The sequence below is a fragment of the Pantoea sp. FN0302 genome (assembly GCF_050113775.1).
Taxonomy (GTDB): Bacteria; Pseudomonadota; Gammaproteobacteria; order Enterobacterales; family Enterobacteriaceae; genus Mixta; species Mixta alhagi.
The window spans coordinates 249,915-271,479 of sequence record NZ_JBNJSM010000002.1 but is presented as its reverse complement, the minus strand read 5'-3'; the positions used below and the strand labels follow the sequence as shown (position 1 = coordinate 271,479).

General features: G+C 53.3%; 20 protein-coding genes and 1 riboswitch. Of the genes, 13 read left to right on the top strand and 7 right to left on the bottom strand.

Annotation, left to right across the window (positions count from 1 at the left end; genetic code table 11):
• The first annotated feature begins 115 nt into the window (after positions 1 to 115).
• The 5 genes from ACQE32_RS11880 to ACQE32_RS11860 all read left to right on the top strand — a co-directional run bounded on the left by ACQE32_RS11880 (position 116) and on the right by ACQE32_RS11860 (position 5,584).
• Positions 116 to 1,216: an ABC transporter substrate-binding protein gene (locus ACQE32_RS11880; RefSeq protein ID WP_426973945.1), complete on the top strand. Its 1,101-nt coding sequence runs from the start codon at positions 116 to 118 to the stop codon at positions 1,214 to 1,216.
• Positions 1,209 to 3,296, top strand: a complete 2,088-nt coding sequence (locus ACQE32_RS11875) for a TonB-dependent siderophore receptor (protein WP_427021833.1) — start codon at positions 1,209 to 1,211, stop codon at positions 3,294 to 3,296. Before ACQE32_RS11880 ends, ACQE32_RS11875 begins: the two co-directional genes overlap by 8 nt.
• A gap of 120 nt (positions 3,297 to 3,416) precedes the next feature.
• Positions 3,417 to 3,614: a hypothetical protein gene (locus tag ACQE32_RS11870; RefSeq protein ID WP_426973943.1), complete on the top strand. Its 198-nt coding sequence runs from the start codon at positions 3,417 to 3,419 to the stop codon at positions 3,612 to 3,614.
• A gap of 1 nt (position 3,615) precedes the next feature.
• Entirely contained in the window at positions 3,616 to 4,380 is a 765-nt protein-coding gene (locus ACQE32_RS11865) for a hypothetical protein (RefSeq protein WP_250651422.1), read from the top strand.
• Between the two features lie 76 nt (positions 4,381 to 4,456).
• A complete protein-coding gene (locus tag ACQE32_RS11860) occupies positions 4,457 to 5,584 on the top strand; it encodes a GNAT family N-acetyltransferase (protein ID WP_427021832.1) in 1,128 nt (375 codons plus the stop codon).
• Here the strand turns inward: ACQE32_RS11860 and ACQE32_RS11855 are convergent.
• Positions 5,581 to 7,413, bottom strand: coding sequence for an ABC transporter ATP-binding protein (locus ACQE32_RS11855; RefSeq protein WP_426981341.1), 1,833 nt, complete (start codon positions 7,411 to 7,413; stop codon positions 5,581 to 5,583). The genes ACQE32_RS11860 and ACQE32_RS11855 overlap by 4 nt on opposite strands.
• 111 nt (positions 7,414 to 7,524) lie before the next feature.
• Between ACQE32_RS11855 and ACQE32_RS11850 the strand changes: the two genes are divergently transcribed.
• A complete protein-coding gene (locus ACQE32_RS11850) occupies positions 7,525 to 8,136 on the top strand; it encodes an alpha/beta hydrolase (protein WP_426981343.1) in 612 nt (203 codons plus the stop codon).
• 12 nt (positions 8,137 to 8,148) lie between these two features.
• Here the strand turns inward: ACQE32_RS11850 and ACQE32_RS11845 are convergent, their stop codons facing one another.
• Together ACQE32_RS11845 and crcB are read right to left on the bottom strand one after the other, a co-directional pair.
• Positions 8,149 to 8,964, bottom strand: a complete 816-nt coding sequence (locus tag ACQE32_RS11845) for a sugar phosphate isomerase/epimerase family protein (RefSeq protein WP_426981345.1) — start codon at positions 8,962 to 8,964, stop codon at positions 8,149 to 8,151.
• Positions 8,965 to 9,033: 69 nt separating this feature from the next.
• Entirely contained in the window at positions 9,034 to 9,411 is a 378-nt protein-coding gene (gene crcB, locus ACQE32_RS11840; protein WP_426973938.1) for a fluoride efflux transporter CrcB, read from the bottom strand.
• A gap of 101 nt (positions 9,412 to 9,512) precedes the next feature.
• Positions 9,513 to 9,587, bottom strand: a riboswitch (Fluoride riboswitch).
• Between the two features lie 147 nt (positions 9,588 to 9,734).
• Here crcB and ACQE32_RS11835 point away from each other — a divergent pair.
• Positions 9,735 to 10,886 (top strand): DUF1624 domain-containing protein, encoded by a 1,152-nt coding sequence (locus ACQE32_RS11835; RefSeq protein ID WP_426973937.1) that lies wholly within the window; start codon positions 9,735 to 9,737, stop codon positions 10,884 to 10,886.
• Positions 10,887 to 11,313: 427 nt separating this feature from the next.
• Here the strand turns inward: ACQE32_RS11835 and ACQE32_RS11830 are convergent, their stop codons facing one another.
• Positions 11,314 to 11,496 (bottom strand): hypothetical protein, encoded by a 183-nt coding sequence (locus tag ACQE32_RS11830; RefSeq protein WP_250651415.1) that lies wholly within the window; start codon positions 11,494 to 11,496, stop codon positions 11,314 to 11,316.
• A gap of 403 nt (positions 11,497 to 11,899) precedes the next feature.
• Here ACQE32_RS11830 and ACQE32_RS11825 point away from each other — a divergent pair, with 403 nt between their 5' ends.
• Positions 11,900 to 12,064, top strand: a complete 165-nt coding sequence (locus ACQE32_RS11825; protein ID WP_085068825.1) for a general stress protein — start codon at positions 11,900 to 11,902, stop codon at positions 12,062 to 12,064.
• 317 nt (positions 12,065 to 12,381) lie between these two features.
• Positions 12,382 to 12,858, top strand: a complete 477-nt coding sequence (locus ACQE32_RS11820; RefSeq protein ID WP_426973936.1) for a ferritin-like domain-containing protein — start codon at positions 12,382 to 12,384, stop codon at positions 12,856 to 12,858.
• Positions 12,859 to 12,906: 48 nt separating this feature from the next.
• Here ACQE32_RS11820 and ACQE32_RS11815 read toward each other — a convergent pair whose 3' ends face one another.
• The gene (locus ACQE32_RS11815) at positions 12,907 to 14,298 is read right to left on the bottom strand and encodes a hypothetical protein (RefSeq protein WP_426981348.1); all 1,392 of its coding nucleotides are present in this window, start codon (positions 14,296 to 14,298) and stop codon (positions 12,907 to 12,909) included.
• On the bottom strand, positions 14,291 to 15,214 hold the full coding sequence (locus ACQE32_RS11810) for an alpha/beta fold hydrolase (RefSeq protein WP_426973934.1): 924 nt from the start codon (positions 15,212 to 15,214) through the stop codon (positions 14,291 to 14,293). The genes ACQE32_RS11815 and ACQE32_RS11810 overlap by 8 nt, the downstream gene beginning before the upstream one ends.
• Positions 15,215 to 15,894: 680 nt before the next feature.
• Between ACQE32_RS11810 and ACQE32_RS11805 the strand changes: the two genes are divergently transcribed.
• The 4 genes from ACQE32_RS11805 (at position 15,895) to mqo (ending at position 20,120) form a co-directional block, all read left to right on the top strand.
• A complete protein-coding gene (locus ACQE32_RS11805; RefSeq protein WP_250651411.1) occupies positions 15,895 to 16,137 on the top strand; it encodes a DUF1158 family protein in 243 nt (80 codons plus the stop codon).
• Positions 16,138 to 17,312: 1,175 nt separating this feature from the next.
• Entirely contained in the window at positions 17,313 to 17,708 is a 396-nt protein-coding gene (locus tag ACQE32_RS11800) for a YgiW/YdeI family stress tolerance OB fold protein (protein ID WP_426973933.1), read from the top strand.
• A 45-nt stretch (positions 17,709 to 17,753) separates the two neighbouring features.
• On the top strand, positions 17,754 to 18,149 hold the full coding sequence (locus tag ACQE32_RS11795; protein ID WP_426973932.1) for a YgiW/YdeI family stress tolerance OB fold protein: 396 nt from the start codon (positions 17,754 to 17,756) through the stop codon (positions 18,147 to 18,149).
• A gap of 351 nt (positions 18,150 to 18,500) precedes the next feature.
• Positions 18,501 to 20,120: a malate dehydrogenase (quinone) gene (mqo, locus tag ACQE32_RS11790; protein WP_427021831.1), complete on the top strand. Its 1,620-nt coding sequence runs from the start codon at positions 18,501 to 18,503 to the stop codon at positions 20,118 to 20,120.
• Positions 20,121 to 20,215: 95 nt separating this feature from the next.
• Here mqo and ACQE32_RS11785 read toward each other — a convergent pair whose 3' ends face one another.
• Positions 20,216 to 21,517, bottom strand: a complete 1,302-nt coding sequence (locus tag ACQE32_RS11785; protein WP_427021830.1) for an SLC13 family permease — start codon at positions 21,515 to 21,517, stop codon at positions 20,216 to 20,218.
• Positions 21,518 to 21,565: the final 48 nt, after the last annotated feature.

Here is a 21,565-nt window from a genome sequence, read left to right as displayed (position 1 = left end):
ACGCCTTGTGGTTAAGACTGGCTGACAGGCAATACACAGACCACCGCAGCGGCAGTTGTTGAGATAGTAACTGATTTTTATTATCATTTGGTTTTCCATCTCTCTAGCCTGACCCATGCGCAAACTTCTTTTTCTGCTGTTACTGCTCAGCCACTCTCTTCTTGCGCGGCAAATCATTGATATTACTGGCACAACCGTTACCGTTCCCGATCGGCCTCAGCGCATTTTTCTGGGGGAAAGCCGGATGCTCTATACGCTCGCCCTGCTGCAACCCGGCTATCCGGCGGCACATATCGCGGGCTGGCCTGGCGATCTGGCAAAATATGATGCGCAAAGCTGGCAGCAGTATCTGCAACGCTTTCCCCAAATGGCGCAGATCCCTCAGTTGGGAACAGGCAGCGTTCGCGAACTGAACGCTGAACGGGTTTTACAACTGCATCCCGATCTGGTGATCCTGCCACGGCTGGCGAAAACCGGCGGCGAAGAGGCGCGTTTTCGCCAGGTTATGCAGCAGGCGGGTGTGCCGGTTATTACCGTGGATTTACGTGTCGACTTGCTGCATAACACGCTTCCCAGTATCAAAATTCTGGGCGACGTGCTGAACCAGCCGCAGCGCGCGCAGGCGTTTAGTGCGTTTTATCAATCCCATATGCAACGCATTCAGCAGCGCCTGGCGAACCGACAAGGCCCACGCACCACGGTAATATTACATCTGCATCTGGGGCGCCGCGATACCTGCTGCACCACAGCGGTTAAGGGTAACCTCGGCCAGCTGGTGAGCTTTGCAGGCGGTGAAAATATCGCGGCCGGTACGGTAAAAGGGGTATTCGGTGAGCTAAATCCAGAGCAGGTGCTTGCCGCCCAGCCGCAGGTCTATATCGCCACCGGAATGGCCCGCGCCGACAGCGATGCCAAAACCGTTGCGCTGGGGCCGCAGGTTAATGCGCAGCAGGCCAGACAAAGCTTCCAACAGGTAATGGCTGCCCAGCCGCTGATCGGACAGCTGGCGGCGGTGCGCAACGGACGTGCGGGTGCATTGTGGCACAACTTCTATCTCAGCCCATATCACGTCGTTGCTACCGAATGGATCGCTAAAATGCTCTATCCGCAGCTGTTTGCCGATGTCGATCCGCAGCAAACCATGCAACAACTTTACCAGCAGTTTTTACCGCTGGATTTTTCAGGGACCTTCTGGAGTCAATTATCAAATGAATAAAATCGCCCCGTGCCTGCTGGCCAGCCTGCTGCTGCCGCCAGCGTTGCAGGCCGAGGAAAATACGTTGGTTGTCACGCAGGAAACCGCTGATGACACGGGCTATCAGCCACACAGCAGCGTGACTGCCACGCGCTCACCAATGAAAATCATTGATACGCCGCAGAATGTGACGGTGGTGCCGCAGCAGTTTCTCGACGATCGCGATGCGCAGGATGTGGATGAGGCGCTGAGCTATGTCAGTGGTATTACTCAGTCCAACACGCTGGGCGGCACGCAGGATGCCATTATTAAACGCGGCTTTGGCGATAACCGTGACGGCTCCATTCTGCGCGATGGCGTGCGTTCGGTTCAGGCTCGCAACTTTACACCCACCAGCGAGCGCGTAGAGGTGCTAAAAGGGCCCTCCTCCATGCTGTACGGCATGAACGAGCCGGGCGGCCTGATTAATGTCATCAGTAAAAAGCCGCAGCTGACGCCGCAGGTGCATCTGGAAGGACGCAGCAGCAGCTTTGGCGGCGGCGGCGGTCAGCTGGATGTCACCGGCCCGCTTGGCACCACAGGCTTTGCCGGACGCATGATTATCGATCATAGTGAAACCGACTACTGGCGCAACTTTGGCCGCAACCGTCAAACGGTGATTGCGCCCTCGCTGATGTGGTACGGCGAAAACACCACCGTACGCGTCTCCTGGGAGCACATGGAGTATCTGACGCCGTTCGATCGCGGCACGGTAATTGACTCCCGCACCGGCAAGCCGGTGGATACCCCGCGTGAGCGCCGATTCGATGAAGGCTACAACGCCACGCGTGGCGATCAGGACACGCTCAGTTTCCAGCTTGACCAGACGCTGAACGATCGCTGGCGTTCACAGTTAACCTATAGCTTTAGCCGCAACCGCTACAGCGATAACCAGGCGCGCGCCACCGCCTTTGATGCAGAAACCGGCATTCTGACACGTCAGGCGGACGCCACTGCCGCCGCAGAAAGTCGTTCGCAGATGGTGCAACTGACGTTTAACGGCGACGTTGACTGGGGCCAGGTCAATCATCAGTTGATGTTCGGCTTTGATTACGAAGCGGATCGCACCTTCCGTGGCGATATGATCCGCGGCACAAAAGATAGCTCGTTTAATGTTTACGATCCGGTTTATGGCGTTCTGCCTGCCTCAACAACAGTCAGCGCTAAAGACAGCGACCAGCGGGAAAACGTCGATAGCCGCGGCTGGTTTATGCAGGATGCGATGCGCCTGAATGAGCACTGGCTGCTGCTGGGCGGGCTGCGCTATGACAGCTTCGACGTGATGTCGGGCAAAGGCCGCCCGTTTGTCACCAATACCGACGCTTCCGATAGCCGTCTGGTGCCGCGCGCCGGGGTGGTTTACAACATCAATAGCTGGTCGAGCCTGTATGCCAGCTATACCGAATCCTTTAAGCCGAATACCTCTATCTCCACTCAAATCGGCGCGCTGCCGCCGGAGCTGGGCAAAGCGTATGAAGTGGGCGCGAAGATCGATCTTGCGGGTCGGGTAACCGGTACGCTGGCATTGTTCGATATTCACAAGCGCAACGTAATGGTCAGCGAACTGGTGGATGGCGAAACCGTTACCCGCACGGCAGGTAAGGTGCGTTCACAGGGTGTGGAGCTGGATGTCGCGGGCAAGTTGACCAACAGCCTGAGCCTGGTCGGCAGCTATGCCTGGACCGACGCGCGCGTCACGTCCGATCCGGATAATAACGGCAACGAACTCGCTAACGTCGCGCGCAATACCGCCGCACTGTTTCTCACCAACGATTTCGGTTCCACCGGACTGCTGCCGGCAGACGACCTGCGTGCCGGGATTGGCGCACGTTACACAGGACGTCGTGCCGGTGACGCCGCCAACAGTTTTTATCTGGATGATTACATCGTCGCCGATGCCTTTGTTGCATGGAGTACGCCAGTGGATAGTTATCGGGTGAAATGGCAGGTCAACGTGAAAAACCTGTTCGATACCACCTGGTACCCTTCCAGCGGCAATAACCTGCGCGTGGCGGTAGGCGACCCCCGTGAAATTGTGCTCAAGGCCAGCGTTGATTTCTGATCTCTGTTAGCGGGCGCCGCGTTGCGCCCGTTTTTTTGCCGTTTCGCTGTCTGATTCAGACAGATCCCGCCCCAAAGCCGCTATCCCTTCCTACACTTATGGACAAAAAGGAGGAAAGAGATGTTAAAGCTGATGCGTTCATTGTTCACCAGTCCGGAAAAACTACTGCAGGTCATGTCCCAGGATGATGTCCAGGATTCGATTGACGATGGTGATCGTATTGTTATCGATGAAAATGGCAGCGCGATGGTCAATATTCACAGCAAGGAGGTGCAGAAAGATTTTGCCCGCCACGTCGAAGCATTAAAGAGGGCATAACATGGGAACGGCAATATTTATGGTGCTGATGGTTTGTGGCTACTGGTACAGCAGTCGCGATCTCTCTACGCGCTTCAAATTTAAACGTACGTTTGGCTGGGACGTCTATTTCCTGGTCGCACTTTATGGCTGTATTTTTGTTATCCAGGGCGTGATTGCCACCGCGATTATCTGGCTGCTGTTGCTGGTCACCTCTGCGGTGATGAATAAACTGCCGCAATATTTCGGCAGCGGGCATCATCATTACCATATCGAATTTATGAACTGGAGCTTTCTTGGCATTCAGGCGCCGGTGGTGATTATGCTGACCTTTGCCGTGCTGTTTTGTCTCTATCGCTCTAACTGGGCGGGCAGCGCGCGGCTTGATGGACGTGGCCGTCGCGAACTCTATAATTCGCTTACCCGTACCAATGGCGTGGAACATCTGCTTTATCAGTGTATGGAAGGAGGCGAACTGGCGTGGATCACGCTGACCTCCCACCGTATCTATATCGGCATGATCATGTCCTCTTCCTTCGACAGTTCTGATGCCAACAACGTGGTAGTGATCCCGATGCTGAGTGGCTACCGTGACAGTAAAACGCTTGATTTGGTGGTGGAGCACAACTACAGCGCCTGGTATGCCAAACACGATATTGACCTGACCTCAGAGCCGCAGTCGGCGCTCGATTTTCGTAAGGTTATCCTGCTTGACCAGATCGAAAGCCTGTCGCTGTTCGATCCCGCCAGCGCGCTGGCGCTGAATATGCGTGAAGACAGTGATTAAGCCAAATATGCTAAGGTGAAGTTTCACTCTCGGGCAACCGGTTTATGGTTCGCCCGCCATCTGTCGGAGCCTGTTGATGTCGTTCTCCTTTCTCACTTCGCTCGCCGCCGTTTCTGCCGCCGACTGGGATGCGCTACTGCCTGATAACAATCCGTTTTTACGTTACGCTTTTTTGCGTTCGCTGGAAGAGAGCGGCAGCGTTGGCGCAGAAAGCGGTTGGCAACCCGCACACTGGGTCGCCCTGGAACAGGGACAGCTGCGTGCGGCGCTACCAGGCTATCAGAAAAGTCATTCCTGGGGTGAATATGTGTTTGATCACAGTTGGGCGGACGCCTGTTATCGCGCCAACATTCCCTATTATCCGAAATGGCTGGGCGCTATTCCGTTTAGTCCGGTCAGCGGGCCGCGTCTGCTGGGCGATGCTACATCGCTGACGGCGCTGCTGGAAGCCTTGCCTGAGGCGCTTGCCCGCCAGGGGTTCTCTGGCGCTCACATTAACTTTACCGATCCACGCAGTGATGTGCTGTTGACTGCGCAACCCGGCTGGCTGTCGCGCCTTGGCTGCCAGTATCACTGGCATAATCCCGGCTATCGCGATTTTCAGGATTTTCTCGATACCTTGATGTCGCGCAAGCGTAAGCAGATCCGTAAAGAGCGTGAACAGGTTGCCGCTAATGGCATTAGCTTTCACTGGCTCAGCGGCGGTGAGCTAAGCGAAGCCCAATGGGATTTTGTTTATACCTGTTATGCCAATACCTACGCAGTACGCGGACAGCAGCCTTATCTGACGCGTGACTTTTTCAGCCTGCTGGCGGAGCGTATGCCCGGCGCGATCCAGGTGGTTTTTGCCCAACGCGGGACGCAGCCGGTGGCGATGGCGTTTAGCCTGATCGGCGACGATACCCTGTATGGCCGTTACTGGGGCTGCCTGGCGGAATTTGACCGTCTGCATTTCGAGACCTGCTTCTGGCAGGGAATGGATTATGCCATTGCCCACGGCCTGCGCCATTTCGATGCGGGCGCGCAGGGAGAACATAAACTGGTGCGCGGTTTTGAACCTACGCTTACCCGCTCATGGCACTGGCTACGCCATGAGGGATTACGCGCAGCGGTTGGCGATTTTTTACAGCAGGAGCAGGCGGGCGTACTGGCCTGGGCGGAGGAAGCGCGTGATGCGCTGCCCTACCGCCGTGGACAGGCTTAATGATCGCCGACAAAGTTGCCGGTTTGATGACGCCACAAACGGGCATACAGCCCGTTATGCGCCAGCAACTGCTGGTGATTACCCATCTCGATAATTTTGCCCTGTTGCAGCACCACCAGCCGATCGAGTCTGGCGATTGTCGAGAGACGGTGGGCAATGGCGATCACCGTTTTGCCCTCCATCAGGGTATCCAGACTCTCCTGAATCGCCGCCTCTACCTCTGAATCGAGCGCGGAAGTGGCCTCATCCATGATCAAAATTGGCGCATCCTTTAACAGCACGCGTGCGATAGCGATACGCTGGCGCTGACCACCGGAAAGCTTCACGCCGCGCTCGCCCAGATGCGCATCCAGCCCGGTACGCCCTTGGTTGTCGGAAAGCAGCGGAATGAATTCATCGGCGCGCGCCCGACGGATCGCCGTCCACAGCTCCTCTTCGGTAGCGTCCGGACGGCCATACAGCAGGTTATCGCGAATGGATCGATGCAGCAGCGAGGTATCCTGGGTGATCATGCCAATCTGTGCCCGCAGGCTGGTTTGGGTGACTTTTGTAATATTTTGACCATCAATGCTGATGCTGCCGCCTTCCAGGTCATACAGCCGCAGCAGCAGATTAACCAGCGTCGATTTTCCCGCGCCCGATGGTCCAATCAGCCCGATCTTTTCGCCGGGCTGAATATCCAGGTTGAGGTTATTGATTACCCGCCGACCGCCGCCATAGTCAAAATGGACATTTTCAAAACGGATCCCGCCCTGCGTTACGCGTAGCGGTTTAGCATCCGGCTCGTCGGTGACGCTTAGCGGCTGCGCAATGGTGGTCAGGCCATCCTGAACCGTACCGATATTGTCAAAAATGCCGTTGACCACCCACATAATCCAGCCGGACATATTCACAATACGGATCACCAGCCCGGTTACCAGCGCAATCGCGCCGACGGTGATCAGCGACTCGCTCCACAGCCACAGCGCCAGCCCGCAGGTGGAACCGATCAGTAAGCCATTCAGCGTAGAGAGCGTTATATCCATGCTGGTCAGCATCCGGCTGGCCTGCTGCGTTTTCTGCGTTTGCTCGCCTATCGCCTCCTGCGCGTAGCGCTGCTCCAGATCGGTATGAGCAAACAGCTTTAACGTGGTGATGTTGGTATAACCATCAACAATGCAGCCCATCAGCTTTGAACGCGCCTCAGAAGAGATCACCGATCGCGCTTTGATACGCGGCACAAAATAGCGCAGCGTGCTGGCATAAGCGAAAATCCAGGCGATCAGCGGCAGCATCAGCCGCCAGTCCGCTTCGGCAAACAGCACCAGCGAGGTGATGGCGTAAATAGAAACGTGCCACATAGCGTCAACGGTCTGGACTGCCGAATCACGCAGCGCATTACCGGTCTGCATAATGCGCTGGGCGATTCGCCCGGAAAAATCGTTCTGGAAGAATTTCAGGCTTTGACGCAGCACGTAGCTGTGGTTCTGCCACAGGATCAGGCTGCCCAGGCTGGGGCCAATGCTTTGATGGATGAGCAGATCGTGCAAACCGATAAACAGCGGACGCAAAATCATCGCTACCGCCGCCATCCACAGCAGCGTTCCCCAGTTTTCCTGAAAGAAGATGGCAGGCGTTGAGGCGTTGACCATATCGATCAGCTGACTTAAATAACGGTAGAGCGCGACTTCAATCAGCGCAACAATCAGGCCGACCGCCAGCAGCGCGGCAAAGCTGCGCCAAACCTGACGCAGAAAATAACTGTAAAAGGCTCCAACGCTATCCGGCGGTGCTTCGCCGGGTGCATCCTGAAAGATATTGATATAACGTTCGAAACGGCGAAATAGCATAAATGTGCTCATTTTTTGCCCTACGAATCACTGATCTTAGTGCAAATAGCCGCAATGGTTTAACTTCGAAATGTAAAAGCGCAGGACAAAACTTTCCACGCGGAGGCGAAGATGACAAAAAAACTGGTGATTTTTCTACACGGCGTTGGCAGCAACGGTGACGATCTGGCCGGGCTGGGCCCGCACTGGGCGCCGCTGCTGCCTGCCACCGCTTTTGCCGCGCCCGATGCGCCCTTTCGCTTCGATCATGGTCCCGGCTTTCAGTGGTTCAGCCTGGACGGCGTAACCGCGCAAAACCGAGGGGAACGGGTAAGAGAAGCCCGCGCCGCCTTTGATAAGACGCTGCATGGTTTGCTGAGCGCGCATCAGATTACACAACCGGAAAAGGTACTGCTGGTGGGCTTTTCGCAGGGGTCGATTATGGCGCTGGATGCGCTGGCGTCCGGGCGCTGGCCGTTAGCGGGCGTGGTGGCTTTTTCCGGTCGTCTGGCTACGCCCGACCCGCTGATGCCGGTACGTAACGCGCCGGTACTGCTGGTGCACGGCAGAGCCGATCCGGTGATCCCGTGGGAGGAGACGGAATCTGCCGCGCTGCGCCTGAAGGCAACGGGCATGTCGGTAGAAACCCTGTTTGAAAGCGGCGTCGGCCATACCATTTCCGGCTCCGGCGCACAGCGAGCGGTTAATTTTATTGCCCGCTGCTTTAAAGGCAGCGAGCACTAATCATTACAGGCGTTAAGGCCAGCACCGGCGCAGGGCGGCAAACGCCTGCGCAGCAGCAACCTGCGGCGGTTGCTGCTTCAGCCGATCGTTAAACACCTCAATTCCGACCGGGCCGCGATAGCCTTTACGCTGCAGCGCAGCGACAAAATCCGCTACCGGCAAAATGCCATCACCGGGCAGCAGACGATGATGACGCGCGCTATCGATCAGCTGCGACATATCGTCTGGCGTGACCGCCTCAGCCATATCGCACAACTGTACTTCGTAAATCCGCTGCGGCGGAATGTCTTCCAGCACGCTGGCATCATCGTCACGCGCGGCGATATGGAACAGATCCACCACCAGCCCGACGTTGGGCAAATCGAGCCGTTTCAGCCGTTGCCAGGCCGTCCCCAGCTGGTTATCCACCGTGCTCCAGGCCATCGGCTCATACATGATGCGCAAATCATGCCGCGCCGCCTCGGCGGAGAGCCAGCACAAATCTTCATCAATCAACTCAGCCTGGCAATCCTCGCGTGTGCAGGCAGGTGCCTGAACCGTGCGGCAACCTATTGCCTGCGCCAGCTGAAAAAACTGCTGCGCCTGCTGTCGCTTCTCTTCACGCAGTGCCAGCGGTGCGCCAGCGAAATCGCGCAACACCTGACAGTTGGTGAACCCCAGATTAAGCCGCTGCGCCTGCGCCCGGATGGCCTTTGCACCGCCTTCTGCCGCCTGCACATTTTCCTGCCAGATCTCCACCTCATCGAAACCAGCCTGCTTCGCGGCGTGCAGCAGCGTAAGCGGTTCGCCTTCCAGCAGTACCAGATTAAGAAATACAGGGTTAGTCATTCATCCTCCTTGTTCACCGGGAAAACCGGCGCGTAAATTGCGCCGCCCGGTTTAACTGTAGAAGGTTATCTAGCCCAGCAGGGTAACCAGGGTGAAACCGGCAAAGGTCATTAGCAACGAGCCAACAACATGAACCAGCACGTGACCCATTGCCCAGATATATTTGCCGCTTTGCATCAGCAACATGATTTCTGTGGAGAAGGTGGAAAAGGTGGTCAGCCCGCCACACAGTCCGGTGACAATCAGCAATTTCCACTCTGGAGAAAGGTGCGGATTCTTCATAAACCAGGCGGTGGCGATACCGATGATCAGGCCGCCCAGCAGATTAACCAGCAGCGTACCCGGCGGTAAATTTGGAAACAGCGCATTAAAGCGCAACGAAATTAGCCAACGCAGCGTACAGCCTGCGGCGCCCCCGAGCATAACTGCCAGCATAGATTTCAACATTGTCGTTAAGGCTCAATAATGGTTTTAATTCAACGAGATATGACGCAGCAAGAAGGCAGAGCGCTATCCTGACATGCGTCACACCTTCCCGGTGAGAAAGTGTGGTGTCAGGCGTCATCAGCGCTCAAAGGAAGAGTAGCGGTTGGGTAAGGTGGAACGCCATCACCCCGGGCAGTTATTTTAGCCACAGCCTGAGCGGCCTGGCAATGAAAACACTCTGGCATTCTGCCTACAGTGAACGATGATGCAGCTGCTCACGCCCTTGAGTCACAACCTTTTGTTATGATATAACGTTTCGCTCTTTATACTACCAGGAAAAGGATATGTCCGATAAGCTTGTTCAACGGCTGCAGGCTATTGATGCGCTGCGTGGCCTGGTGATCCTGTTAATGCTGCTGGATCACGTGCGTGAAACCTTCTATCTGCATAAACAACTTGCCGATCCGATCGATGTCGCTAACACCGATCCGGCGTTGTTTATCAGCCGTACTCTGGCGCATCTGTGCGCGCCGGTTTTTGTATTTTTAACTGGTCTCTCCGCCGCGCTTTATCAGCAAAAAAAGCAAAGCCGTAAGGCCGTGTCGCTGTTCCTGCTGAAGCGCGGTCTGGTGCTGGTGGCACTGGAGCTAACGCTGGTTAACTTCGCCTGGACCTTTAGCTTCCCGCCGGAAGTGCTCTATTTACAGGTGATTTGGGCGATTGGCCTGAGTATGCTGGCGCTTGGCGGGCTGCTGTGGCTGCCGCTGTGGGCTATTGTCACCATCGGAATTGTGCTGGTGGCGGGACATAATCTGCTTGACCATATTCATGCTGCACCCGGTACGTTCTGGCACCTGCCGTGGGCGATCCTGCACGATCGCGGCTGGATTGAATTAGGCGATTCGCTGCGGATGCGTACATCCTATCCGGTGCTGCCGTGGATTGGCGTCATTGCGCTGGGCTACTGTGCGGGCCAGCTCTGGCAACCGGCCTGCAACCGCGCAACGCGCGGCAAAATATTGCTGACCAGCGCCGCCAGCCTGCTGGGGCTGTTCGTGCTGCTACGTTTGCTTAACGGCTATGGTGAAAAGCCGTGGCAGGCGGGCAATACGCTGGGCGAAAGCGCAATGGCGTTTTTTAATATCACCAAATATCCACCCTCCCTGCTGTTTATCTGCCTGACGCTGGCAGTTGGCCTGACGCTGCTGGCGCTGTTTGAACGTATCGAAGAGCGCAGTCGTACTATTGCCTGGCTGGCGGTATTTGGCAGCGCGCCAATGTTTTTCTATTTGCTGCATCTTTACGTTCTGAAAGGTATGTATCTGGTCGCTGAAGCAAGCTGGGGGAAAAATCAGGGTGACTGGTTCGGCTTCGATGCCGTCTGGCAGCTGTGGTTCTGTATGCTGCTGCTGGCGCTGCTGCTGTGGTGGCCGGTACGCGCCTTTGCCCGACTAAAGCAACAAAGGCGTGATATCCGCTGGCTGAAGTATTTCTGATCGGTAAGTGATGGCTATACTGACCCGCCTTTAACCGGGCGGGTCATACTGGCGATAACTTATTCCTTGCCCGCTAACTTTTAACACCTCAATGCAATAAGCGATTTAGCAAAATAAATTGATGAAATAAGTATCATCAACATTTTTGCAAATTACACTCTTTACTCATCAATGATGAGCTGATGTTAATTACGCCAATTGAGCCGATAAATTATTTTTGTTTATTACGCAATTAGCTAAAATAGTTAATCTGCTAAATTATCCGGTTAAGGCCACGTTTTCCGGATACGACGAGGCAAAGGCGTAAAGATAGCATTGCTGCTTCACAGAGACCTGGTGAAAGGCACGTCTCTCATGAATCAAAGAGATGTAAAACAGAGAGCCTGCTCCGGCGCCAGCAGCGTGGCCGACGCCGGTAAAAATCAAATTAACGTACCTGAGAGGAGGCATTCACAGGTTCGAAGGCATGACAATGCCGCCGTAGCCACTGCGCAGAGCGAAAAACCGCGCCGCCGTTACGGAACAGCAGCCAGGCCACTTTACCTTTCTTCAACACGATAAAGGATCCCAGATGGGGAAGCTCACGGGATCGTAACCATGTGGTATTCATCAGTCATCTCCTCCGTTGTGAATTAGCTTGCTGAATAATTAAAGACCAAACAAAACGAAACGGCCTGCTTTTTTTCACTGATCCGACCTGCGGAAAGCGCGTTGTGATCCTGAGCCAGGAAGAGTTTATTATGGGTAGCCGCAGAGGCTTTTCTGCCTTTCTGGCATTAACAGACGAGGCGCCAGATATATATTTCAGGCGTCATTCATAAAATATAACATTTTCATTTACCCGTTATGTAACGCGAACTTATGCTCTATAAAACGCCATAAGAAAAACTTTTAGCTGCCATCGCCTTGCAATATCATTCTCAACCGCTAAATTTAAAAACGTTGGATGCGCATATATTTATCGCCCACTGATAAATATATGCATTCTGTTAATACACACGAGGAGAAATAATATGACTCAGCATCGTGGTGGTTCAGGTAACTTTGCAGAAGATCGTGAAAAAGCCTCTGAAGCCGGTAAGAAAGGCGGCCAACAAAGCGGCGGTAACTTTAAAAATGACCGCGAAAAAGCCTCTGAAGCAGGCAAAAAAGGCGGACAAAATAGCCGCCGCAGCTAATTTAAAGCCGGGTAACTCCCTGTAAAATTAGTTAACCCGTAGTGCGCGCTGGCGTACTGCGGGTAAGTGTGTTACTTCTTGCGCCCGTTCTTTTTTCTCTGCTTTATCGCCTTCTTTGTATCAGCCTATTCCCTGCCCTTTTATTAATAAGCCAGGCAGCGCAGACTTTATTTAAAACAAGCGAGGCGGTAGCAGCAGGATGAATCCTAATCTCATCATTCTGCCGTTGCAGTTGTTTATTTTTGTCTATACTGAAATTAACAGGGCATGCCACCCCTGAACTTATAAATTATTATCCTTTGGTTATGGAGATTACGATGAGTATTAAAACGCTGGAAGAGATGTTTATTCACGATCTGTCTGATGTTTACAGCGCTGAGAAGCAAATTAGTCGTGCCCTGCCAAAAATGGCGCGTGCCGCTAGCGATGAGAATCTTATCGAAGCGTTCAAAACTCATTTGGAAGAAACCCAGGGCCAGATCGAGCGTCTTGATCAGCTGGTAGAAGCGACCCCTGAAGTGCGTATTAAGCGTATGAAATGTCATGCGATGGAAGGCCTGATAGAAGAAGCGCAGGAAATCATCGATTCCGTCGAGAAAGGCGTGGTGCGTGATGCTGGCCTGATCGGCGCAGCACAGAAAGTGGAACACTACGAAATCGCGGCTTACGGCACGCTGCGTGCGCTGGCACAGAAGCTGGGCTATACAGAAGCGGCTCGCCTGCTGGAAGAAACGCTGCAGGAAGAGAAAGCCACTGATGAAAAGCTCACCCTTATTGCTGAAAAAGCGCAGTAATTGTTGAGTAGCAGTCAGGTCACAGGGCCTGACTGCTCATCTTGTTTCTCAGTTATGTAGCAAACACTCCACCTGAAATTTTTCCCCGTAACGCTGTACGCCCGCTAAAAATGTTTCAGTCGTCAGCGGTTCCGGCGGCGGTAACAGCGGCGCTCTCTGTTTCAATTCCTCATCAAAACGCGATAACGTTGCGAAATCACGCGGGAAGCGTTCCGTATCAACACCGACAAATGCGCCTTCATCGGTAGCGTAATTCAACAGCTGTTGCCAGCGTTCAATCGAAGCCATCCCGATACTTTCCGTGCCGTGAGAAAACAGCAGCAGATCGATATTACGGAACCGAGGCTGACGCTCAAGATAGCGCTGTAGTGAGCTGGCAGAAGGCTCAGTACAGAAGGTCAGCCAGAAAGGAATCGCATATTGCTGCATGGTGGTCCAGGGATCCATTAACAGGAAATTATCCACCACCAGCCGCGAAGCGATCACGCCTGCCGAAAGATACCAGTCACGATAAATTTCGGCAGTCACAAAGCTCAGCGCTTCCGGGTTTTCATAACGCAGCTCTACCAGTTTCCAGTTCTGGCTGTTCGCCAGTTTTTTCAGCTCGGCCATCAGGTGCGCATCAAACCCCCACTCTGCCTCCGGTACGGTAACGTCCGGCGCAGGCGGCTCCCATTTTTCACGTTCAACGCCGTTACGTGCCAGATATTCCATTACTCGTGGCCCGCCAGAGAAATATTCCTGCTCCGTTGCGCCCCCTACCGCTCCAAATTGATAAAAAGAGCGATCGCTGGTACGCGTGGCAGGCCACTGCTGCGTACAGTGATTGATTACCAGCGTTCCGCCTGGCGGCAGCGCGCTAAGCAAAAACTCATGATATTCCAGCGGCAGTTTACGGTGCTTTAAACGGAAATAGGACATCTGGTCCAGCATCAAACGATCCTGATTCGGATCCTGCATATGATGAACCGCCAGATGGGGTGAGGCCGCCAGCAACGCATCGGTAATCGGCTTGCCGTCCGCCATGCCTTTCTGTGCATCATCCGGGTCGTTGTGCGATGAACGTACCGGACACAAAAATGTTTGCGGCAGCCAGGGCACGCCCATCGCCGCCGCCAGATGTACCATCGCGCCGTTAGAGGAGCCGACAAAAGCGGCCTGATACTGCTGCTGCGGATATTGATTCGCTACCCAACGCGCGATGCCTTCAATATCCAGATGCTGCGCCTGACTTAGCGTAATGCCTTCAGCCATACCGCCAAGCGCATAGCCCCATTCACGGACGCGCTCAGGCAGTAAATTCAACGCCGGCAGCATGCGATCCAACGTAGGCGACTGGCTTGGGCTGCTAAAAGGGCGCTGATGTAGCGCATTGCTGAGCGCCATTACCATCGCTGCCGAAGAGTCAAAGCGGGCAACGCCTTTTGGTGGTTTACTCATGGTTTTCCTGCTCCTTCTGCACGCGAGCAATAAAAGGTCGGATAGCGCGGCTGTAGCTCCACGGGTAAACGTAGTGCAGCGTATGCGTACCTTGCGGGATGGTCATCAGCTCGCCACGCGGCAGCAGCGCCACCATCTCTGTGACCCAACGAGCGGGCGAAACCACATCAAACGATCCCCGCACCACCAGCGTTGGCGCTTTGATATGTGGCAGCCGCTGCTCGATGCGATCGCGCATCATGAGGCGCATGGTATTCATGGCGCGCCAGATACCCGCTTTGGCATAATCGATACGGCTAAGCGCGGCGGGAGAACGATGCGCTTCCCGTCGGCCATTGATCCAGTCGCGCCAAATTTGGCGCAGCAGCGTACGGTTATGACGATCGACAGTAGGCCCTTGCAGTACCAGCCCGGCAACCGCTTCAGGATGCGCAACCGCCAGCGCAGCCAGCACCTGGCATCCCATAGAGTTGCCGATAAAAATAGCGCGCGACAGCTGATTTTGCTGCATCCACAGCCATAACGCCTCTGCCAGTTGATCAACGCTTAACACCGGCTGCGAGGCCGGAAGCGAACTGCCGCCAAAACCGGGCAGATCAGGAACCAGTACGCGATATTCCCAGCCTAATGCCAGCGCCAGGTCTTCCATGGCACGCCCGGACAGCACCAGACCATGCAACAAAACCACCGGCAGGCCAGGGCGGCTTTCTGGCGTTACGCGGGTAAACATTCGCCACGGCCCGACTTGCTGGTAATAGCCCGCCAGACCTGCCTGATGGCTATGAATGCCCACCGGCGGCGTCTGCTGCCATTTACGCCATTGCTTAACAAATAGCGCCGTCCCGGCCACTGCTGCGGCCATACCGAGAAGAAGTGTGCGGTTATTCGGCCCGCGCCTCCGGGTTGCTCTCTTCATCAGCTGCTCTCAGGTTAGGGATACCCGCTAAGTTTAGGCGTTAAATAACGCTTCGCCTTGTTTGCCGGGACGCTTAATCAGAACGGTTGATAAAAATGTGCGGCGGTTATCAACAAAGGGCGTTTAAGAAACAGGCTGTAGGCCGTTGTCAGAGCAAAGCTTTTAGCTGTGAAAAGCCTATTGGATAAGAGCGAAACAAAGCTGGAGACAAGAAGAATGAAGCGGGAGATACATAAAGCGGGTTTGATAACCATCGGTCGTTCCCTGGCCGCGGTTATCGAGGGTGTTAGTGCGGCGCTGCCGTTAGTTCAGCGCGCCGGGCGGCACATGCTTAAAGGTTTCAACATAAGCGCGAAACACATACCGAAAGAACTTTTTCATAACCCATGACCTGCTTAACTTTTGTTGAAAAAAACAACGAAAATTATAACGGCAGCGGTTTTTTTCAGCAACTTTTTTTGAAGCGGCTCACAAAATTGCCGGCGATTATGCAAAGCCTGACTTAAACAAAAGCTAAACGAATCCTGATTACAGGCCTTTTTTCAACGTGGGTTATCACACAAGCCATTGATTTGATGCTGAAGATATTCACCCTGCGCCATGATGACCACGCCAAACATTGAACCATCATGCTGAATCCCGGAGAATGAACGTCTCTTTTTCTTTTTGTCCTGAATTCCATGAAATCCACTTTTGAAAACTGGCTGGCGCCAATGAGCATTCTGCTGCTGGGCTTTCTCTCCGCGCTGCTATTGCCTGCGCCCTCTCCGGGTCCGCAGTTTACTGCCCGTATGATGTCGCTGTTTCATTTCAGCGATCTCAATCAGTTTTATACCTTTGTGCTCTGCCTGTGGTTTTTGCTGCTGGGCACGATAGAGTTTTTTGTGCTGCGCTTTCTCTGGCGTCGCTTTGGTAAGGTTTAAGCGTTCTGTTGTCTCGTCAGCTTTATAATTAACTGGCCCAGGAAGTAGACGGCCGAAGAGGCCGTCAGATAAGTTGTTTTCTTTCTCGCAATCAAAAACACTATTTAAAAATAGTGGAATTAATGCACCAGAAAAATAATCTAAAATTATTATTTCACAATCATTAAATGAAAATATAAAATATTAAAACCTCGAATTATTTTATTTCAAACCAATGATTAAGCAGACAAGGCAAAGTAGAAATTAACTATATGTAAAACTATTTTTTATTTTTATAGTTGATCTCAAAAAAAGACAGATTAAATATTAACAACATACAAAGGTAATTTATGAAATGAAAAGAAAGTTGTTTTTATCATTCTTTAAATACTCCATTTTTTCGCAACCATACTCATTGTGTCTGGGTGTTTTCATTATGGTTTCTTTGAGAACATACCCAGGAAAGTATGTTACTCAGTTATAACAGCTATGGTTTTTGTAATCTTAAAACCATTGATAACAAGGAGATCAGACTAATGAAATGACTAAACCGTGAAGAAACTCAACTAGCTTCGGGCGGAAGAGATGCATCCCAGGCGGTAGGCACTCTTATTAGAGGATTGTTAGGTAATATGTCAAAAATACCACATACTGGGCTTTATGGCTCAGTGATAGGGGGCTATTTAGGCGCAAAAATTTATGACAGCGCAAGAGAAACGATTGTCATTCCCCCGATGTTAAATTGATTATATAAACAATGGTCGCCCCTGGGGAACAATCAATATATCAACTTCTCCTGTATGGCATTCATCATGCAAAAGATAGTATGATGTTTTTTCAAGTCAGGCACCATGCCATTTTACAGAAATATCGCATTAAGCGGAATCAATTACTGTGACTTACCATGCGTTTTCTTTATTCAAACGACTATATTTATTTTTTAAACCGATCCGCGTTATTAATACCGCTGTAAAATTGAGCGCTGCTCAACGTTAATCATTGCCTGGTTATGCCTGTGATTTCAGCTGCCAGGCATGCTGTAACACTGCCGCCCGCTCCGGACAATTTTCCTAAAGTTGTGCAATATCAATGCGGCCGTACGCTGATTTCCCCCGATTTCATCAGACTGTGCCAGGCTTATATCCTGCAAAGGCATATTTCGCCTGGCCCGAACGGATGGTTATTAAGGAGAATGTATGGCTAAAAAATTGACTATCGCCGCTCTGATTGCCCTTTTCACGCTGCCGGCTTTTGCCGAAGATAGCGGCGGCTACAAAAGCGGCGAAAAACCGCCGGAGAATCAGGACAGCGGTTATAAAGGAACGGAAGACACGACCTCAGCGCGGCTTGAGCTGGTAAAAACAATGCGTGACGGCGCCTGGGTAACGGTTGAGGGTTATATCGTTAAGCAGAAAGACGCTAACCGCTATCAGCTGCGCGGTCACGGCGATCAGACTATCGATCTGGTTATCCCGGAAAAGGTCTGGGCAGGAAAAACCTATGATGCCAAAGACCAGGTGCGCCTGAACGGTCGCGTACGTCAGGATGGCGAACGTCGCTGGATTGATGTGCAGCAGCTGGGCGACCCCTGATAGCGCAGCGGTAATTCATGTGGTTAATGACCGCAGGAGATGGCAATGAATAAAATCCTGACGCTGTGTCTGGCTACACTGCTTGCCGCACCAACGCTGGCCGCCGATGGCGGCTTTAATCCGGACGGCAAAGCACCGCCGCCGGAAGATCAAAAAGATGGCTACCGTGCAGTAACAGATAACCAGCAACTGAATACGGCTCATCAGCTGGCACAGCTTTCTACCGGAACCTGGGTAACCCTGCAGGGCAACATTATCCGGCAAACCGGTAAAAAAACCTGGGAGCTGCGCGATCGCACTGGCACCGTCCAGTTACAGATTGACGACGGCGTCTGGCAGGGGCAGGAAGTGAAACCGGATGATTTGATTTCAGTTAACGGTACTTTACTGCGCTACGGCAAAAGCCTGCTGATTGACGTAAAAAAATTACATCTGCTTTAACACTCCGCTCTCCTGTTCCCTTGCTGTAAAAGCAAGGGAACGCTTACCTACATCCCTTTTCCTCTGCTGTTAGCTAAACAATTTTTGTACTGTTAGGCTAAGAAGTGTGAAGCTGATCGCTTCAGCGTGGTTAAAATTCAAACAACTTTTAAAGTTTAAACAAATTATTCAATTTTATTACGAGAATGTTATATTTCTCAGCACGCCTATAACGTGTGGTTAACCCATGCCGTTTGTGCGGTTATGTCACTCGCTTTTTAGTTATGGAAAGAGAGCAACCCGCCTGACAGAAGCTGGACGCTCTCGCCTGCAATTACCTGTTGAGCAATCAACAGACGGAGATGTCGCCACATGCGTAAAAAAGCATTGCTTCTGGCGCTGTGTATGAATGCTTTCGGCCTAAGTAAGCATGCAGTAGCAGAAGATAAAAAGGACGTCGATGTACTGCTCATCGGCGGGGGAATTATGAGTGCCACCCTGGGAACCTATCTTCAGGAGCTGGAACCAGACTGGACTATCGAAATGGTAGAGCGTCTGGATAACATCGCAGAAGAGAGCTCAAACGGCTGGAACAACGCCGGTACAGGCCACTCCGCGCTGGCGGAAATGAACTATACGCCAGAAAAAGAGGATGGCTCTATCGACATCAGCAAAGCCATTGAAATTAACGAATCCTTCCAGATTTCTCGTCAGTTCTGGGCCTCTCAGGTACAGAAAGGCGTTCTGCACGATCCGCGCAGCTTTATCAATTCTACCCCACATATGAGCCTGGTCTGGGGCGAAGAAAACGTTAATCTACTGCGTAAACGTTATGAAGCGCTGCAAAAGAGCACGCTGTTCCGTGGCATGGAATACTCTGAAGACCACGAACAAATCGCTAAATGGGCGCCGCTGATGATGCAAGGCCGCGATCCGCAGCAGAAAGTGGCCGCCACGCGCATTGATATCGGTACTGACGTCAACTTCGGTGAAATCACGCGCCAGCTGGTGGCATCAATGGGGAAAAGCCCAAACTTCAGTCTGAAGACCCGTCACGAAGTGCGCGATATTGAGCGTAACGACGATGGTAGCTGGAACGTTACCGTTGCCGATCTCAAAAACAACGGCGCAGAGCGCGTGATTAGGGCGAAGTATGTCTTTATTGGCGCTGGCGGCGCGGCTCTGCCGCTGCTGCAGAAGAGCGGCATCCCGGAAGCAAAAAACTACGCTGGCTTCCCGGTAGGTGGCTCCTTCCTGGTAACGGAAAATCAGGAAGTCGTTAAGCAGCATCTGGCAAAAGTGTATGGTAAGGCTTCGGTTGGCGCGCCGCCGATGTCCGTGCCGCATCTGGATACCCGCATGCTGGATGGAAAACAGGTTCTGCTGTTTGGCCCCTTCGCCACCTTCTCGACCAAATATCTGAAACACGGTTCCCTGTGGGATATGTTCGGCTCCATCACCCTCAGCAACCTGATGCCGATGGTACATGTCGGTCTGGATAACTTTGACCTGGTGAAATATCTGGTCGGCCAGCTGATGCTGAACGATGACGATCGCTATGCGGCGCTGAAAACCTGGTTCCCGCAGGCGAAAAAAGAAGACTGGCATCTGATCCAGGCAGGTCAGCGCGTGCAGATCATCAAAAAAGATGCAGAAAAAGGCGGCGTATTGCGCCTGGGCACCGAAGTGGTAACCTCTCAGGACGGCACCATTTCTGCTCTGCTGGGCGCATCGCCAGGCGCTTCTACGGCAGCGCCAATTATGCTGAATCTGATGCAGAAAGTGTTTAAAGATAAAATCGCTACGCCAGAATGGCAGGCGAAGCTGAAAGAGATGATCCCCTCTTACGGCCAGAAACTGAATGGCAATATCAGTGCCACCGAGCATGAGCTGGCGGAAACCAGCCGCATCCTGCAACTTGATTATTCGCCGATGACGCCAGCCGCCGCTAATGACGAAACGTCTCACGCCGCTGCAGCGGCAGGCAAGTAAGCCTTAACGTTTCAGATCGGTGCGCTATTCAGGGGCGGCAGCCATGCTGCCCCTTTTTTAATCGTATCAGCCATACAGCCAGAACTTTATCGCTGTTATAAATAGCCCAGCAGTTGGAACCAGCCGTAATAGAGCGGCAACAATACAACGATGCTGACCAGCGCCACCAGCAGGCAAAGCCTGAGACCGTCTCGCGCTGACACATTGCCTAATCCCATCGCCAGTACAATCGGCGAGGCCTGATAGGGCAGCAGCGGCGTGGCGTAGGCCAGCACCTGAAGCATAATGACACTGCCTAACGGAAAACCGGAAGCGGTGGCGAAGCTCTGCGCCATCGGCGTAAACATCGCCGGGACGCCGTTAGCGGTTACCACAAAATTCAGGATGCTGGTTAAAGCGCTCAGCGAAATGAAATTCACGAAAGGCGTGGCGGGATCAAGCGGCGTAATGTCCAGCAGCGCCTGCGCGATAATGTTGCCGAGGCCAGAATCAACCACCACCGCCGTCACGCCTAAAATGGCTGCGACATACAAACAGGTTCGGAAATTAACGCCGCTGGCGAACGCGTCGCTGGAAATAAAGCCCACGCGCGGCAATAAGCAGAAGCAGGCGGCGCACAGACCGATCCAGGCGGGTGAAATGCCGTGCTGGCTGTCGGTCATCCACAATATCAACGTCAACAGCAGCAGGATAATCAGACGCCACGCCTTGCCACTGAGGGCAGGCAGGCGCGCACTATGCGTCACCGCCTCAGGCCGTGCCGGAAACAGCCAGCAGATGCACAGCGTTAATATTACCCCTTTCAGTACCCCCACCACCGGGGCCTGTAAAAACAGCCACGGCATATAGCCCAGATGGAGATGATAAGCGGTTTCCGCCGCCCCGCTCATGACCAGATTTGGTACGTTGGCGGGCAGAATGCTGGCAGAGAGCTGAAAAGTGCCAAACCCCACCGCCAGCGCCAGGCCAACCCAGCCGCGGCTGCCCTCTTTTATTCCTGCCTGCTTTGCCAATGCCCCGATCACCGGCATCAGTAACGCAATACGGCCCATATTAGAGGGCATCACAAACGCCAGCAGATAGCTGATAACGATCGTTCCGCCTACCATGCGCGGCCAGCTGGCGCTTAAGCGCGGTACCAACGCATGTGCCAGCCGATCGGCCAACCCTACTTTGCGGATCGCCACGCCCAGAATAAAACCGCTCAGCACCAGCCAAAAGGCAGATGAGGCGAAGCCGCCAAACACGCTGGCTGCTGGCGCAATGTGCAACATCATTGCGGCGGCGAAGAACAGCAGTGCAGTAATGAATTCCGGCAGGCGCGCACTGGCCCACAGCAGAATCGTAACGGTAACCACCAGTGCAGTTAGCCACAGGTGAGAATCAGAGATAAGCACAGCGCAGCTCCTTGCCAGCACGCTAAAAAGCCTGATTTTTGGCTGATT